Origin of the sequence: Pedobacter gandavensis (assembly GCF_032677645.1) — a bacterium.
Lineage (GTDB): Bacteria > Bacteroidota > Bacteroidia > Sphingobacteriales > Sphingobacteriaceae > Pedobacter > Pedobacter gandavensis_A.
The window spans coordinates 235,105-251,606 of sequence record NZ_JAVTSB010000001.1 but is presented as its reverse complement, the minus strand read 5'-3'; the positions used below and the strand labels follow the sequence as shown (position 1 = coordinate 251,606).

The window sequence follows — 16,502 nt, the reverse complement described above, 5'->3', positions numbered from 1 at the left end:
TATATTTGATTTACAAAAAATGTTGCTACATTTGCAATCCCAAATAAGGGACAAGATTTTTAAAAGGTGCGGTAGCTCAGTCGGTAGAGCAAAGGACTGAAAATCCTTGTGTCGCCGGTTCGATCCCGGCCCACACCACTTCAAAAGCTTCAGAGAAATCTGGAGCTTTCTTGTTTTCTAAGCTTTTCCTATTCCAGGTTCTGCTATTTCAGGATACTCAAAAATCGCAATCATGAGTCAGCCTTTCCTCGGGATGAGCTCGACATGCGCTCGGGATGTCCTTCAGTTTTCTTAATCCTTGATAGGTGGTTGGTTAATGGTTGATAGGTCCTTGATAGGTCTAATGGTCCTTTCAACGATGGTGTAAGGACCTTGCAAATATGGAGAAATCCTAAGCGCATCCCGAGTACAGGTAGAACACAGATCGAATTCATGTATCAGGAAAGATTAGAGGTACATCAGTATTTATTCTATTTTTTTTTGAAAAAATATTTTCCAACGGATTCCGCTAGTTTATAAATGGTTAGGCTCATTTTTTTAATCTAACGCCTATACTTTGTTAAGTATTTTCAAAAAATATTTTGTTTTTCAAAAAAAGACCCTACATTTGCAATCCCAAACAACGGGACAAGATTTTAAAAAAGGTGCGGTAGCTCAGTCGGTAGAGCAAAGGACTGAAAATCCTTGTGTCGCCGGTTCGATCCCGGCCCACACCACTTCAAAAGCTTCAGAGAAATCTGGAGCTTTCTTGTTTTATAGATTTTTTCACGTTATTTATCATAGCCTTAACGTTTATCATGCTGTTCATCCATAGAAATGTCTCATGATGAAAATTACCAGGGGTTTTAATGAAAAATACGATGAGCAAAAAGGTTTCTATTAAAGACATCGCAAAACTGACTAACACTTCCATTACTACGGTTTCCTTTGTTTTAAACGGCAAAGGGCATATCAGTAAAGAGATCAGCAAGAAAATTCTGGATACAGCCAAAGAGATCGGCTATGAACCCAATCGGATGGCTATTGGTTTGCGAACCGGTGTGTCTAAAGTGATCGGTTTGGTGGTAGAAAATATCGGAGGTCCTTTTTTCGCTGAAATGAGTAAGGTCATTGAAGCGGAAGCCGAGAAATCCGGCTACCGGATTATTTATTGCAGCACAGACAATAATGTTCAGAAGGGCAAGGATGTGATTCGGATGCTGACCCAACAACTGGTAGATGGCTATATCATTACTCCTTTAAAAGGGCTGGAAGAAGAGGTACAGAAGCTTATTGACCAGGGAAAGCCTGTGGTGCTGGTGGATGGCTATTTCCCTGAGCTGAACATCCCTCATGTATTGGTTGATAATTACAACAGTGTCGATAAAGCAGTAAGCTGTTTTATTGCCGGGGGCTATAGAAACATAGGTTTTGTAACCTCAGACCTGAATTTGGTGCAATTGGATGAACGCTTAATGGGTTATCAGGGCGCATTGAGAAGAAATGGAATCAAAGAAGACCAGAAATTAATATTTAAAGTCCCTTATCTGGCGGATAAACAAGAGGGGATTCAGCAAATTAAAACGTTTATAGCCGCACACCCAACCATGGACGCGATTCTGTTTACGACCAATTATCTGGGTGTAATGGGCCTCATCAGCATTAAAGAGCTGGGCTTGCAGATTCCTGAGGACCTGGCCTTGATCAGTTTCGATGATACGGAAATCTTCAGTCTTTATCCCCCTGGAATCACCACCATTCAACAGCCGGTCTATCAAATTGCCAAATATGGGATTGATCTTTTATTGTCGCAGATCAAAGGAAATCCACAGGATATGGTCTCCGCAACGAAATTGCAGATTTCCTCAAATCTTATAGAAAGGGGCTCTACGCTCGCAAAAGTTCAGGCTTAATCCCGACTTGTGAATTGAAAGTCATAACACACAGGACGGCTGACATTGGACGTAATTTGGTCGTACTTTTGTGATTATTTAACTCACATGAAGAAAGAACTGACTTCCATTCCATATTCAGTATTGGATCTGGCTACTGTTATAGAGGGGAAAACTCCTGCTGATACTTTTAAAAATAGTGCAGACCTTGCGCAACATGCGGAAAGCTGGGGCTATAACCGCTACTGGTTAGCCGAACATCACAACATGATTAGTGTAGCAAGTTCTGCCACTTCTGTCGTGATCGGACATATTGCCGGTGCAACTAAGACGATTAGAGTGGGTTCGGGTGGGATTATGCTACCTAACCATTCCCCATTAGTGATTGCAGAACAGTTTGGTACGCTTGAATCTTTATACCCGGGAAGAATTGACCTCGGATTAGGAAGAGCACCAGGTACTGATCAGGTAACTGCAATGGCGATTCGTGGCGAAAGAATGAATGCTGCCAATAGCTTTCCTCAGGATGTACTAAAACTTCAGGCGTATTTTTCTGCGGAAAACTGCCATAGTAGTGTCAGGGCCATTCCTGGTGAAGGTTTAGATATTCCGATATGGATTCTTGGTTCCAGTACAGATAGTGCGCGTTTAGCCGCCGCTCTGGGCTTACCTTATGCTTTTGCAAGTCATTTTGCACCTGCACAGTTTATGGCAGCCATTCAGATTTACAGACAAAACTTTAAACCTTCGGATACTTTAAAAGCACCTTACGTATTGGCTTGCGTCAATGTGGTGGCTGCGGATACTGATGCAGAAGCGAATAAGATTGCCACTTCTTTATACCAGCTGTTCAGAGGGATTGTAACGGGTAAACGTATGCTTTTACAACCTCCTGTTGATAGTATGGATGAGGTTTGGACGGAATACGAAGAGGAACAGGCTGGTCAGATGCTGGCTTGTACTTTTACCGGGACTAAAGAGACGATTGCTCATGATCTTCAGCAGTTTCTGGATCAGACCCAGGTTGACGAGATTATGGCAACTTCTCATATTTATTATCACCAGGCAAGATTGACTTCTTATAAATTGCTTTCAGAAGTGTTTAAAGGGATTTAATTCGGGAATAAGGACTGGTTACCGCGATCCTCAAGAGGCCTGTTAACACCCTTCCTCAAAAGAGGTAGGAACCACTCCAGACTGGACTATTTTAATGCTCCCTTCGAAGGAGAGCATTAAAATCCTCCTATGCTTTGTCCTGGCCTATCCTCTTTTGAGTCGGGTTTCCGCTGAAAAAGTAAAGCGTAGAAAATGCTTTTCCAGGTAACTGATAAAGGAGTAAAGGCTGTCCGGCGAAATCTATTTTTTTAATTTGCGGGGCCAGATTTTCATTTGGATAGCTGATTTTAAAGTCGACCGTTCCGTTATTTAGTTTTAGCTGGTAGTAGAATAGGGGTTCTTTTTGAATCCATCCGCGTAGGGTTTTTTCTGAAGGTTTGAGTACCTGATCAGAGCCATTGTCGGCGGCACTATATTCTGAGATAGATTCTGCAGCGTTGAATTTACCTTCACAATAGGAGCAGTCTTTGAAAAAAAACTGATAGGTCTTTCCAGATTTTTTGAGGAAATAAAAGCTTCCTTTATGGTCTTTTCGCTGGAAACTAAGCAGGGTATCGCCTATCTGATTCATCTGCTCAAAGGTTTTCATATCCTGAATGAGGTAATTATTGTTTTTTTCTGGTTGAGGAATGGATGGCGTGTTGGGCTGAACCTTTGTCTGATCCTCAGGCTTGTCAGTAACCAGCAACTGCTGGATTGGTCGGTATTGAAAAGTACCGTATTCAAAATAGCCTTTACCGGCATAAATATTTTCCTGGTCATCCTGACCAAATAAGCCATCTAATTCTGGCGCTGTGATTTCTTTAATCAGGTTAAGCTGCTCATCATAAACTCTGAAATGATAGTTATTTAGCACAGTATTTTGGGCTGGTTTTACAATCAGAATCAATCGTTTTTTATCTCTGGAAACATAGACCCGCCGCACATCTTCGCCTTCTTTACTGAGCTGTTTCAATTGTATATTGGCATTTGAAGCATTAAATTCAGGAAAGTATTTTATCTCCGGATGTTTATCCTGTTGGTCTTTGTTGCTGCAGGAAATGAAGAACAGCAGAAAGCAGGAGAAAAGAAGTAAAATAGAAGGGCTGCTGAGTCTTTTTGCTGGCATATCAGGTTCGTGTATTAGGGGGTAGGTACTTCTGGGGGATGGCATTTTAGGTGTCACAGGTCCGTTGGTTTTGTGTCTAACAGGTCAAAGATATAAAATCTCCTTCGCTCTGGATTTTGATCGGGGCCATTAAAAAACATATATTGCGATTCTAAATACTTAACCAAATTTAACATGAGAAATCTCCTTCTGATCCTGTCCCTATTTGTATGTAGCGCGTTTTTTAGTCCTGTAATGGCACAGGAAAGCCCGGTTTTTACGGGTGCAAAAGCGACAAAAAAGCATTATAAAGCCTTGTATGTTTTAAATAATGGAGAAGAAAAAAGGATAAATGGCTGTTTACGTAACATAAAAAATGCATTGGAAGATCCCCGTCTGAAAGGTAAATTAGAGGTGGAGCTGATTGTGTTTGGTGATGGCGTAGCGGTTTACAATAAAAACAACAGTTATGAAGCCACATTAAAGGCTTTGCAAGCTAAAGGAGTGGTATTAGCACAATGTGAGAATACACTAAGAGAGCGCAAAATCGAAAAATCTGAGCTGTTTGACTTCATCAGTTTCGTGCCTTCCGGTAATGGCGAGATTATCATCCGTCAGGCAGAAGGCTGGGCAATTGTTCACCCTTAACTTTTTTTCTAAGCCTAAAAAAGGCTATGTTTGCAGCACATGCATAAATTAATAAAACCCATAATCGATCAAAATGCCGGCAAAGGTAAGTCTTTGCTGCTATTTGTCCTGATGGGCTGTTTTCTACTTTCTGCGTGTGCTGTGAGAAAAGGCCTTCAATCTTTTTTTACGGAAGTTAGCCCCGTTAGTCATACGGTGTTGAAGCTCAATAAAATCTTGTCTTCAAGAGATGTACTGAGCACAGATGTCGCTTTTTCTTGTGCGGTGGCTTTACCTTCCGAAGATGGGAAAACCATTTTCAAGCAGAGCATGATCCAGAAGTCGTCATCGGCCCTGATGTTATTTTTTCTGTTACCAGCCTTCCTGTTGTCCGTATTGTCTCTTAAGAAAGACAAACTTTCAAGAGTACCTTCAGGCTTGGTTCCTTCCGGTTCTCCGGTTCCCCTGTTCCTCAAAAACAGGCTTTTACTCCTATAGAATCCCGCTGTTCATCTGGCAGGTGTAACTCAAACTGAGCTACGCCCAATTACTCTATTTCTACAAATTTTAATTACTGATGATGAAGAAGACCCCTCTTTATTTGACGGGTATGTTGCTGATGCTAACCAGTATCAGCGGATATTCGCAAGCGCATAAAGAACTTTCTCTTTCCCGATTGTGGGAATTGACAGCGGATCAATACCCATCGCTAGCTGAAAAGCAGGCAAAGATTGGGGAATCCGAATACCGGAAAAAGGAATTGCGCAATGCCGCAATCCCAACGGTTCAATTACAATTACAAAACTCCTTAGGCACCTTTGAAGGTACTAGTGGTGCTTTCTTTCCCGTTCCAGGCGTATTTAATGTGAGTGGAACAGGCGGAAACGGTCAGCAGGGAGCCGGCACGACTACCATGAATAGCTTTGGTTCTGTGCTGATGGACTGGAAAATCTCCCAGTTTGGCAAGCAGCAGAAGCAAATTGAAGCTGCGGGTTATGAAGTTCAGGAGGCACAAAGTAATTACGATGCTTCCAAACTATCGCTTCGTGCTAAAACCACCCGCCGTTATCTGGATCTGCTGTATACCAGTTCTGGTAGGGACTGGGCAGATAAAAATGCGGTTCGTGTCAAGGAAATTCTGGACTTGTCGGTGAGTCTGGCAGAGGCTGGATTAAAGCCTGGTGCGGATACCGCATTGGCTGCTGCGGCTTTTTTGCAGGCTCAGGCACAACAGGAAGATTGGAACGGCAAGTATCAGGCCGGACAAGTAAACATCAAAGAACTTGCCCCTACCTTGGTTGGCGAGCAGATTGTGCCGCTTCAACAGTATATGGGGAAGGTATTTACCTTAGAAAGTACAGATTCTGTTGTTGCAACGCATCCTTTTCTGCAAACCCTGGACAAACAACTTATGGTTCAGCAGTTGCAAAAAGAGGTGATTGGCAAGAAACAATTGCCTTCGATTTCCTTGCTGGCAGGATATTCTGCACGTGGCACCGGAATTAATGCTGACGGGACAGTTCAAAATAACTATGCTTCCGGCTTTAATAACGGAGCGCAAAACTACCTGGTTGGTGTTGGATTAAGCTGGAACCTAACCGGCCTTTATACCGGTTCGGTAGAAAAGAAACGTGCTCAAAAGCAAATTGATGCTGCACAATCCAGGTATCAGCTACAGAAACTTCAAATGAATACCAGTCTTCAAGCCCTGTCTTCCAGGATACAGGCACAGGTGAAGCAGGTGGCGAAAACAGAATCGGCAGTTCATAAAACCACGGATGCCTATGATCTTTATTTGTCGAGGTATGAGGCCGGCTTAATTAACCTGACGGATCTCCTGCAAATTCAATCTTTACTACAGCAGGTAGAGAAAAGCAATATCGAAGTTCATCAGGAGCTATGGACTCAGCTCAACACGAAAGCAGAACTGAGCGGTGATTACAGTTTTCTGTTCAACCAACTTAAATAAGACACTATGAATATGATCAGGTTTGCGCTAAAAAAACCTTTAACAATAATGGTCGCCGTACTGGCGATTGCCTATTTTTCCTTTACTGCCATCAAGAATATCAATGTAGATATTTTTCCAAAGGTGGAGTTGCCGGTGATTTATATCGCCATGCCTTATGGCGGATTAACTCCTGCTTACATGGACGGCTTTATGGCCAATGAGTTTCAAAAGGTCCTCATTTTTGTATCCGGAGTAAAAGGAATTGACTTTAAAAGTGTGCAGGGATTTACCCTGATGAAGCTGACTTTTTATCCGGGAACGGATATGGCCCAGGCATCAGGAGAGCTTGCCGCGCAGGTGGCCAGGGCCATGGGTTTCTTACCGCCAGGGGCAGTACCTCCGCAGGTGGTCCGCTTTGATGGTAGTTCACTGCCCATCGGACAATTGGTGTTCGAAAGTACGCAGCGCTCTATTACCGAGTTGCAGACGCTGGCACTAACTAAAATCAGACCGATGTTTGTGACCATTCCAGGCGTAACCGCACCAGCACCTTTTGGTGGAAATGCGCGTACGATGGTGGTTAAAGTAAATCCGGAGCTCATGCTTTCTTACGGTTTATCCGCAGAAGAGGTGACGATGGCCATTGCAAAGAATAACTTTCCTGCACCTGCCGGAAATATAAGAATCGGGGATCAGAACCTGATGAGTCCTTCAAATACCATGGCTACCGGACCGGAAGAGTTTTTAAATATTCCGATTAGAACAGGCTCAGGCACGAACGTATTTGTGAAAGATATCGGTAGTGTAGAGGATGCGGCAGATGTAACCACGGGCTATGCAGTCATTAATGGCAAGCGCTCCGTTTACCTTCCTGTCATTAAAAAAGCGGATGCTTCTACGATTAAAGTGGTAGAAAACCTAAAAGCTTCTATCCCTAAACTGAAAGCAGCATTACCGGAAGATGTAGATGTGAAATATGTATTTGACCAATCGGGTTATATCGAACGCTCTTTAGAAAACCTGATTCATGAAGGGGTTTTAGGAGCGATATTGACCGGATTAATGGTGTTCCTGTTTCTTGGAGATTCCAGAGGTGCCTTGATTGTGGTACTGACGATCCCGATTGCGATCCTTTCGGCAGTGATTATGCTCTATATGTTTGGGCAGACCATCAATGTAATGACGCTGAGTGGACTGGCCCTGGCCATCGGAATTCTGGTGGATGAAGCCACGGTAACCATAGAAAATATACACCAGCATTTTGAAATGGAGAAGCCCAGGCAAAGGGCCATTCTGGATGCTTTATTAGAGATTTCTATTCCTAAAATCTTAATCCTTTTCTGTATCCTGGCGGTATTGATCCCTTCTTTTATGATGACGGGAATTCCAAGGGATATGTTTATGCCATTGTCGCTGGCCGTTGCTTTTGCGATGATTGCTTCCTTTATCGCTTCGCAGACTTTTGTGCCTATTCTGGCAAACTGGTTGATGAAGCCGGAGCTTTTTCAACACCATAAGATCAGCCTCCACCGAAAGAAACTGACAAGATTTGAAAAGTTTAAGCGCCGTTACCTGATCTTGATTCGTGGCGGACAGCAGCGGATGGTTCTGGTGATTGGGGTGTACGCTTTGCTGGTTTTAGTGATGATTGGAATTTCCGGTAAACAGATTGGTACGGACATTATGCCGGCTAGTAATAGCGGGGATATTCAGATCCGTATGCTGGCTCCGGAAGGGAGCAGACTGGAGATTACCGAAGATTATCTGGCAAAACTGACGAATATCGTGAAGGCACAGATGCCCGAAGGTTCCGTTAAAATCAGCTCCGCATTTGTGGGAATGCAGCCTTCTGCGATGGCTATTAACCCGATTTTCCTCTTCACCAGTGCTTCTCATGAAGCTGTATTGCAATTGTCAGTGGATCAAAAGATCTATGACAAGGCGATTGCCGGATTGAAAGAACAGATTAGAACAGAAGTGAGTAAACAACTGCCGGAGCTTCGCATCAGTTTCGAGCCGATGGAGTTGGTGGAGAAAATTATGAGCCAGGGGGCGATGAATCCTGTGCAGATTAAAGTAGCTGCCGGACAAGTCAAAGGGGCAGAGAAATATGCGCGGAAGATTGAGAAAGAATTGAAAACTATTCCTTTCTTAAGAGATGTACGGATTGCGGAACCGCTAAATTACCCGAGTGTACAGGTTAAAGTAAACCGGGAATTGGCTGCGCAGTTTGGTCTGAGCATGGATGATGTGAGTAAAGCATTGACTATGGCGACTTCCTCGACCAGGTTTACCAATAAAAATCTTTGGGTAGATCCGAAGTCGGGTTTGGTATTCCAGGTGCAGGTGCAGGTGCCGGAACCTGATATGGAATCTTTAGATAAGCTGCGTTCTTTGCCGCTTAAATCTGGACAACCGCGTCCGGTACTGGAAGATGTGGCCACATTGGAGATGGTGAAATTACCCGCACAAGTGAACCGTGAGGGGCCAAACAGGTATGTGACTGTGTTGGCGAATATGCATGATGCAGATTTAGGAGCTGCCTCTAAAGCAGTAGCCGACGTTTTAAAGAAGGTAGGAGACGCGCCAAGAGGAGTGATTGTGAGTTCAGAAGGGATGATGCCATTATTGGAGGAAACTTTATCTGGATTACAAACCGGATTGGCAGTCGCAATTGTGGTGATCTTCCTGATGTTAACCGCTTATTATCAGTCTTTCGCTTTGTCGGGATTGATCCTGGCGGTGGTTCCAGCGGTGATTGGTGGTAGTTTGCTGATGTTGCTGGCTTCGGGAAGTACGCTGAATCTTCAATCTTATATGGGGATTATTATGTCGGTTGGGGTATCTGTATCTAATGCGGTACTGATGATCAACCAGGCAGAAGTAAACCGGCTTAAACACGGCATGACCGTAAGACAGGCTGCAATATTGGCTGCATCTTCGCGTTTACGCCCGATCATTATGACCACGATGGCGATGATTGCCGGAATGGTGCCTATGGCGATTGGTATGGGAGAAGGTGGCGAGCAGATTGCCCCGCTGGGACAAGCTGTAATCGGTGGCTTAATCTTATCTACCTGTACTGCATTGCTGGTTTTACCGCAGCTTTTTGTACTGGTTATGAAAAATAAAAGCACAGATAGTCTCAGCCTTGATCCTGATGATCCAATGAATAAAAACGTATTAACTTCTTCTTTATAATTCTCAATCATGAAAAGTATTTCTTTAAAAAACTATAAATATACCCTGTTGTTGTGCATCCCTATGGCATTAACAGCCTGTTCTACCGGACAATCAAAGGAGAACACAGAGGGGAAGGCCGGCACTGAAAAATCAGGCGCTGATCAGGGAGGTGATTCCGCAGGTAAAGCTGATGGCACAGGAAATGGTCCCGCTACAGGGAGTACTGATGGTACTGGAAAAGGTGCTGATGCAGGTAAGGAAGCAGAAACAGGTTTTGTAAAACCTGTTTTAGAACAACCGGTTTATCAGCTTTCGCTACCGGGAGAACTGAAACCTTACGAAGAGGTGTTGGTGTATCCAAAAGTAAAAGGCTTTGTGAAGAAAATCTTCGTAGACCGTGGTACAAAGGTGAAAAAAGGGCAGTTACTGGCGGTGCTGGAAGCACCGGAAATCGCCCAGCGTTACCAATCGGCTAAATCTGATGAACGAAAATCTTATGAAGATTATTTGTACAGTCGCCAGAGTTACGACCGTTTAAAGAAAGCGGCAGGCAAATCCGGTGCAGTGGCAGCTATTGAATTGGATAAAGCCTTTAGTAAGCTCAGAAGCGATAGTGCAGCCTATGCGGCAATCAAATCTAATACCCGCATCTCTGATCAGTTGCAGCAATATCTAAACTTAAGAGCCCCTTTTGACGGTACCGTAATGGATAAAAACGTATCTGTGGGTGCCTTGGTAGGGGAGAATAGTACCACACCTTTGTTCTCGATTGTTCAGAATGACCGCCTCAGGTTAACAATCGCGATTCCGGAGAAACACAGTCGCGCGATTTCTAAAGACACCAAAGCTACTTTTACGGTGAGTGCTTTGCCAGGCAAGGTGTTCCATGCTTCCTTATCCAGAAACGCGGCTTTTTTACAGCAAAAACTGAGGTCGGTGACGGCAGAATTTGATGTGGCCAACAAAGACGGACAACTGGGTGGCGGCGAGTATGCACAGGTAAATCTGGACATGCGCAGGCCGGAAGCTACGTTCTGGTTACCGGCTTCGGCAGTGGTACAGGCACAATCAGGAGTGTTTGTCCTGAAACTGGAAGACCAGTTGGTGAAAAGAGTTCCGGTCATGGTAGGCACGCGTAAAGGCGCATTAGTGGAAGTTTTTGGCGACTTAAACATCAAAGATCAGATCTTTAAAAAAGGTAGCGAAGAACTGAAAGAAGGAGAGAAACCTTGAGTTTTTGTTTAAATATTTCATTAAATCGTGGGGAAACCCACGATTTAATTGATCCCGTCTAAAATTTGTTGCACATACTTTGTAATTTATTATACATAACACAAAATATTTATTCCTTAACTACACTTTTTGTGATTTTTATGCTAGATTCGTTTTTCAACAACTAACCAAATTTCTAACAAGACTGTGAACGCTAACCATTCAACTTCGGACGATGGACTTATGCTGCGCCTTAGGCAAGGCGATGAGCTGGCTTTTACAGAAATTTACAATCGGTACTGGGACAAACTCTACTATATTGCGCATAAGCTTTTAAAAGATCAGGAAGCGGCAGAAGGAATTGTTCAGGATGTTTTCCTGATGATCTGGAAAAAAAGAGCAGGTTTGAATATGGATTGTATTCCCTCTTATCTTGCTGCGATGACCCGTTACGCAGTGTTCCGTTACCTCTCTAAAGAGAAACGCTCCAAACAACAGGAAAATATTGTTGGCCTGTTAACTGCCAATGCCACCTCAGAAATTGATATCGACCACAAAATACTTTTAGAGATCATTACCCAACTGTCTAATAAGCTACCCGAAAAATGCCGCCTGGTATTTCAATACAATAAATTGCAGGATCAATCTCTTGCCGAGGTTGCTGCTCAACTCAACATGTCTCAAAAAACCGCAGAGGCACATTTAACCAAAGCCCTTCGTATCATCAGGTCTAATGTTGGCGATGTCCTTCATTTCCTTGTTGTGTTGTACACGATGATCATGTTCCGCTAATTACCGGATAACAGCCTAAGCTCCCTTAAATACCTTCCTTTCCCTGTAATCAGAACAAAGCAAATCCTTTCTTAAAATATATTTTTTTTAGACTAAGGGTCTTTTGTTTCCAGCAGACTCTATAAGAGAAATGAGGGTTATTAAATTCAGATGAATAGAAACGAACTGAAAATATTGGCACAAAAATATCTTGCTGGCGAGGCTAGTGCTGAAGAAAAGGCGCTACTGGATCAGTGGTATGATGCTGCTGATCATGGCTGGTTGGAAGTTGTCCATACTAAAACACCGGAGAGCGAAGAAGAAGTGAAACAAAGACTTTTTGAGAACCTGAAAAGTAAGGGTTTTCTACAGGTGGAGCCCATAGAAGCTCCTGTTAAAAAAGGTTTTGCTATCCGTAAGTTGCTGTTCAGAATAACTTCTGCCGCTGCGGTACTGGCGCTGGTCTTCTTTGGCTGGCAGTTTGGTACGGAGCAGTTTGACCGCGCGAACCCTAAAATGGTCAATGTACCGGGCAATAAAATCATGGAGCTTGTTTTACCGGATGGCTCTAAAGTGTGGCTCAATGCAGGATCAGTATTCAAATACCCGAAAAAATTCAGTAAAACCAACCGCACCGTAGAACTGATCGACGGTCGCGCGTTCTTCGAAGTAAAACACGAAAACAACCACCCCTTTATTGTAAAAACCAGTAGCCTCAATGTAGTCGTATTCGGTACTTCATTTGATGTGCGTGCGTATAAAAAGGAAGGCAGCACCAAAGTAAGTGTGGTGACTGGAAAAGTGGGGATCACCTTGAAAGGTCCGGAAGAAAAACCGGCAGTAATGCTACTTCCTAAACAACAGGTGGTACTGACTGACCTGAAAAACCACCTGATTAAAGCAAAAGCACCTGAAATCGCTGTCAATGCCTGGTGTAACAGTAAGCTTGTTTTTGAACAGGAAACGTTGGCCAATGTATTCAGCGTCTTAGAGAAAAAGTATAAAACCAAAATAATTGCAGAAGACCCATCGCTGCTGGAGGAGCGGATTTCTATCACTTTAGGAGATCAGCATTTATCAGAGATCATGTTTATGCTGGGATTCACAAAACATTTCAAATATCATATCGCCAATGATCGGATAACCATAAAGTAAGCGATTCCTGCTTAGTAGCTAAGAAAGGAAAAACCGGGAACATAAGAATGTCCCCGGAATAAGGTAGCCACTGTGTACATGCTTGAGACCCATAGACAGTAGGCTGTAGTCTAAAAAATTAAACCAAAACAAATATGATAAATTTTTACGGCAAAGTATTGCCTATACTCCGAAAATGCATGCGCATTTCTACAATTATTATTGGCATACAGGTGTGTTTTTCCACACTATTGATGGCTAGCCCTACAAAAGCACAGGAAATGAGCTTTAAAGTGGTTAAAGCCAGTGTTAAACAAATCTTTAAAAAGATTGAACAACAGGCAAATGTGACCTTCGTATACGACGAAGAAGTCCTTGGAAGCCTTCCAAACCTTACCCTTAATTTTAAGAACGAACAACTGGCTGATGTTTTAGCGACGCTAAAAGATAAAACCCAGCTGGAGTTTCGCATGGTTGGAAACTATGTTGGCGTAGCAGAGAATATCGCAAGCATGCCAAATCTGAGCATGTCTACGGCAGCAAACAGCAACCGTCTTAAGATCAGTGGGGTGGTAAGAGATGCAACCGGCCAGCCTTTAATCGGCGTGAGTATTTTATTGAAAGGAACAAAAACCGGCGCAAGCACCAATCCTAATGGTCAGTTTGTGATCGATGCAAATATAGGTGATGTATTGGTAGTTAGTTACTTAGGTTACATCACTAAACAAGTGACGATTACCAGTCCGGCGGCATTAAACATTCTTCTGGATGAAGATTCTAAAGCACTGAGTGAAGTGGTGGTCACTGCACTGGGTATTAAGAAAGAAAAAAGAGCTTTAGGTTATGCGGTTACGGAGGTAAAAGGCGATGAGCTGACGCAGGCCAGAGAAAATAACGTGATCAACTCTTTGGTGGGTAAAGTTGCCGGACTAAACGTAAACTCTATTGCGGGTGGTGTTGGTGCTTCTTCCAATGTATTGATCCGTGGGGTATCAAGTATTTCTCAAACCAATCAACCTTTATATGTGGTGAATGGTATTCCAATGGAAAATAAACCAAACAGTGCCGCAGGAAATCAATATGATAACGTTCCTGATCTTGGGGATGCGATTGGTAACATCAATCCTGATGATATTGAAACGATTTCTGTACTGAAAGGTGCAGCGGCTTCAGCCTTATACGGCTCCAGAGGTAAAGCGGGTGTGATCCTGATTACGACTAAAAGCGGTAAAGGAAACTCGATAGAATTTAATTCCAACTATGTATTAGAAACGGTAAATGACCAGACCGATTGGCAATATGTTTATGGAAATGGTGGCAATGGTGTTAAACCAGCTACCGGAGCAGATGCTTTTCAATATGGACAATCCAGTTGGGGAGGTAAATTAGACGGTAGCAGTGTGCCTCAGTTTGATGGTGTATCACGTCCTTATGTGGCACAAAAAAATAATCTGGAGAACTTCTACAGAACCGGAAGAACAGCAACAAACACGCTGGCTTTTAATAAAAGCTTTGAAGGTGGATCTATCCGCTTTTCGGGAAGTGACCTGACTAATAAAGCCATTACTCCGGGATCAGGATTAAACAGACAATCTTTTAACCTGAATGGAAATTACAACATCAATAAAAACCTGACGGTAGACGCCAGAGCGAATTATATCCTGGAACAAGCTAAAAACCGTCCTTTCTTAAGTGATGGTGCTGGTAATGCCAGTTACAACGTTACTTTATTGCCAAGCAGTTTAGATGTATTGACCTTAAAGCCTGCTGTTAAAGCCAATGGTTCAGAGTTAGGTTATGCAGCCAATGCATTTGCAACAAACCCTTACTTTGCCGCTACAAAATTCATCAACAATACCAGCAGAGAACGTTTATTATCTTCGGTAAGTCTTCGTTACAACTTCGATAATGGCGCTTTCCTACAGGGACGTGCTGGTCGTGATGCTTATACAGACCGTTATACTTCAGTAGTGCCTACCGGAACATCTTATCGCCCGAATGGCTCTATTTTAGAATCAACAACTAAGTTTTCCGATATCAATATTGACATGTTAACCGGTAAAACTTTCCAGGTGAATGATTTCACGATTACGCCGAATATTGGTGGAAGTTACAGAAGATCAAAATCTGAGCAGTTTATATTGAATGGTAATGATTTTATCATTCCTTTTCAATATGTGATCAACAATGCAAAAATACAACTGGCTCCAACCTACAGACCTAGTGAATCCGAAGTGGCTTCCATCTATGGTACTTTAGATTTAAGCTATAAAAACTTCCTTTATTTAAGTGGATCGATCCGTAATGACTGGTTCTCTACTTTAGCTACACCAGGCAAAAGCAACCCGCTAAATGCCCTGTATCCTTCCGTAAACGGATCATTTGTGTTCTCGGAATTTGTTAAAAACGACTGGTTGAGCTTCGGTAAACTTCGTGTAGGTTTTGCACAGGTTGGACAAGCAACAGATCCATACCAGACACAGCTGGCTTACAGCTTTAACAATGCAACCCTTAACGGACGTCCATTGGGATTGATTTCTAACATGTATGTTCCAAATGAAAACCTGGTTGCTTCTATTGCTTCTGAGTTTGAGATTGGTACAGATGTGAGAATGTTTAACAACCGTCTGAATGTCGATTTTACCTGGTACACCAAAACATCGAAAGATGAGATTGTACAGGCTCCTGCTTCACTGGCCTCTGGTTATGGTGGTGCAATCCTGAATATCGGAGAGTTGAGAAACAGAGGTATTGAGGCTTTAATCACGGGTATTCCGGTACAAACAAAGAATTTCCGCTGGACTACCTCGATCAACGGATCGATCAATGACAATACGGTGGTGGCATTGGCTCCGGGACAAACTACGTTGCCTGGTGCAACTTCCCGTACAGGTGCTGCCTTTACACAACAAATTGTTGGCAAACCATTCGGTCAGATCATGGCATTTGATTATAAATATGATGGAGCAGGAAATATTGTAATCGGTGCTGATGGTGTTCCTGCAAGAGGTGAACTGAAAGCTTACGGTTCTGCTTATGCTAAATATGTAGGTGGATGGAACAATGAGTTCAACTACAAAGGCTTTAACTTCTCTTTCATGATCGATGGTAAGTTTGGAGGAAAAATCTATTCTGCAACAGATTCTTACGCTTATACTTTAGGATTACACAAAGGAACTTTGCCTAATCGTGAGGCATTGGGTGAGTCGGTAGATAACTACTATGCTACGCTGGCAGATAACGTATCTGGCATTTTTGTTCAGAAAGCGGACTTTATCAAATTCCGTCAGGTGATGATGGGCTATACTTTCCCAGGTAAAATGTTCAATAATGTGATCAAAGGAGCAACGTTGAGTTTTGTTGGCCGTAACTTATTTTACATCAGCAAGAAAACGGATAACATAGATCCTGAATCAGATTATACCAATAATGCGAAAGGATTAGAATTGGGTGGGGTACCAGCCAGCAGAACTTATGGTTTAAACCTGAGTGTGAAATTCTAAAATTAGCTTACAAATAACAAAATTCTATATGGGGCCTGCCTCAACCG

The 16,502-nt window shown here is 42.9% G+C and carries 11 protein-coding genes and 2 tRNA genes; 12 read left to right on the top strand and 1 reads right to left on the bottom strand.

The features are described from left to right. Window positions 1–65: 65 nt before the first annotated feature. The 4 genes from R2Q66_RS01000 to R2Q66_RS00985 all read left to right on the top strand — a co-directional run bounded on the left by R2Q66_RS01000 (window position 66) and on the right by R2Q66_RS00985 (window position 2,987). A tRNA-Phe gene (locus tag R2Q66_RS01000) sits at window positions 66–138 on the top strand. Window positions 139–643: 505 nt separating this feature from the next. Continuing rightward, a tRNA-Phe gene (locus tag R2Q66_RS00995) sits at window positions 644–716 on the top strand. A 144-nt stretch (window positions 717–860) separates the two neighbouring features. Beyond that, the gene (locus R2Q66_RS00990; protein ID WP_316745985.1) at window positions 861–1,892 is read left to right on the top strand and encodes a LacI family DNA-binding transcriptional regulator; all 1,032 of its coding nucleotides are present in this window, start codon (window positions 861–863) and stop codon (window positions 1,890–1,892) included. Window positions 1,893–1,979: 87 nt separating this feature from the next. Continuing rightward, a complete protein-coding gene (locus R2Q66_RS00985) occupies window positions 1,980–2,987 on the top strand; it encodes an LLM class flavin-dependent oxidoreductase (RefSeq protein ID WP_316745984.1) in 1,008 nt (335 codons plus the stop codon). Window positions 2,988–3,114: 127 nt separating this feature from the next. Here R2Q66_RS00985 and R2Q66_RS00980 read toward each other — a convergent pair whose 3' ends face one another. After that, entirely contained in the window at window positions 3,115–4,095 is a 981-nt protein-coding gene (locus R2Q66_RS00980) for a hypothetical protein (RefSeq protein WP_316745983.1), read from the bottom strand. 174 nt (window positions 4,096–4,269) lie between these two features. On the opposite strand from R2Q66_RS00980, the gene R2Q66_RS00975 reads away from it, so the two are divergent. The 8 genes from R2Q66_RS00975 (at window position 4,270) to R2Q66_RS00940 (ending at window position 16,455) form a co-directional block, all read left to right on the top strand. Continuing rightward, on the top strand, window positions 4,270–4,722 hold the full coding sequence (locus R2Q66_RS00975) for a DsrE family protein (RefSeq protein ID WP_316745981.1): 453 nt from the start codon (window positions 4,270–4,272) through the stop codon (window positions 4,720–4,722). A 39-nt stretch (window positions 4,723–4,761) separates the two neighbouring features. Further along, window positions 4,762–5,199, top strand: a complete 438-nt coding sequence (locus R2Q66_RS00970) for a hypothetical protein (protein ID WP_316745980.1) — start codon at window positions 4,762–4,764, stop codon at window positions 5,197–5,199. Between the two features lie 79 nt (window positions 5,200–5,278). Continuing rightward, entirely contained in the window at window positions 5,279–6,670 is a 1,392-nt protein-coding gene (locus tag R2Q66_RS00965; protein ID WP_316745978.1) for a TolC family protein, read from the top strand. A gap of 6 nt (window positions 6,671–6,676) precedes the next feature. Continuing rightward, window positions 6,677–9,853: an efflux RND transporter permease subunit gene (locus tag R2Q66_RS00960; RefSeq protein WP_316745976.1), complete on the top strand. Its 3,177-nt coding sequence runs from the start codon at window positions 6,677–6,679 to the stop codon at window positions 9,851–9,853. 9 nt (window positions 9,854–9,862) lie between these two features. Beyond that, window positions 9,863–11,068 carry an efflux RND transporter periplasmic adaptor subunit gene (locus tag R2Q66_RS00955; protein WP_316745975.1) on the top strand — a complete coding sequence of 402 codons (1,206 nt, stop codon included), beginning with the start codon at window positions 9,863–9,865 and terminating at the stop codon, window positions 11,066–11,068. Window positions 11,069–11,254: 186 nt separating this feature from the next. Next, window positions 11,255–11,839 (top strand): RNA polymerase sigma factor, encoded by a 585-nt coding sequence (locus tag R2Q66_RS00950; RefSeq protein WP_316745973.1) that lies wholly within the window; start codon window positions 11,255–11,257, stop codon window positions 11,837–11,839. 150 nt (window positions 11,840–11,989) lie between these two features. Then, window positions 11,990–12,973 carry a FecR family protein gene (locus R2Q66_RS00945; protein ID WP_316745971.1) on the top strand — a complete coding sequence of 328 codons (984 nt, stop codon included), beginning with the start codon at window positions 11,990–11,992 and terminating at the stop codon, window positions 12,971–12,973. Window positions 12,974–13,107: 134 nt separating this feature from the next. Continuing rightward, window positions 13,108–16,455, top strand: coding sequence for a SusC/RagA family TonB-linked outer membrane protein (locus R2Q66_RS00940; RefSeq protein WP_316745969.1), 3,348 nt, complete (start codon window positions 13,108–13,110; stop codon window positions 16,453–16,455). Window positions 16,456–16,502 lie beyond the last annotated feature (47 nt).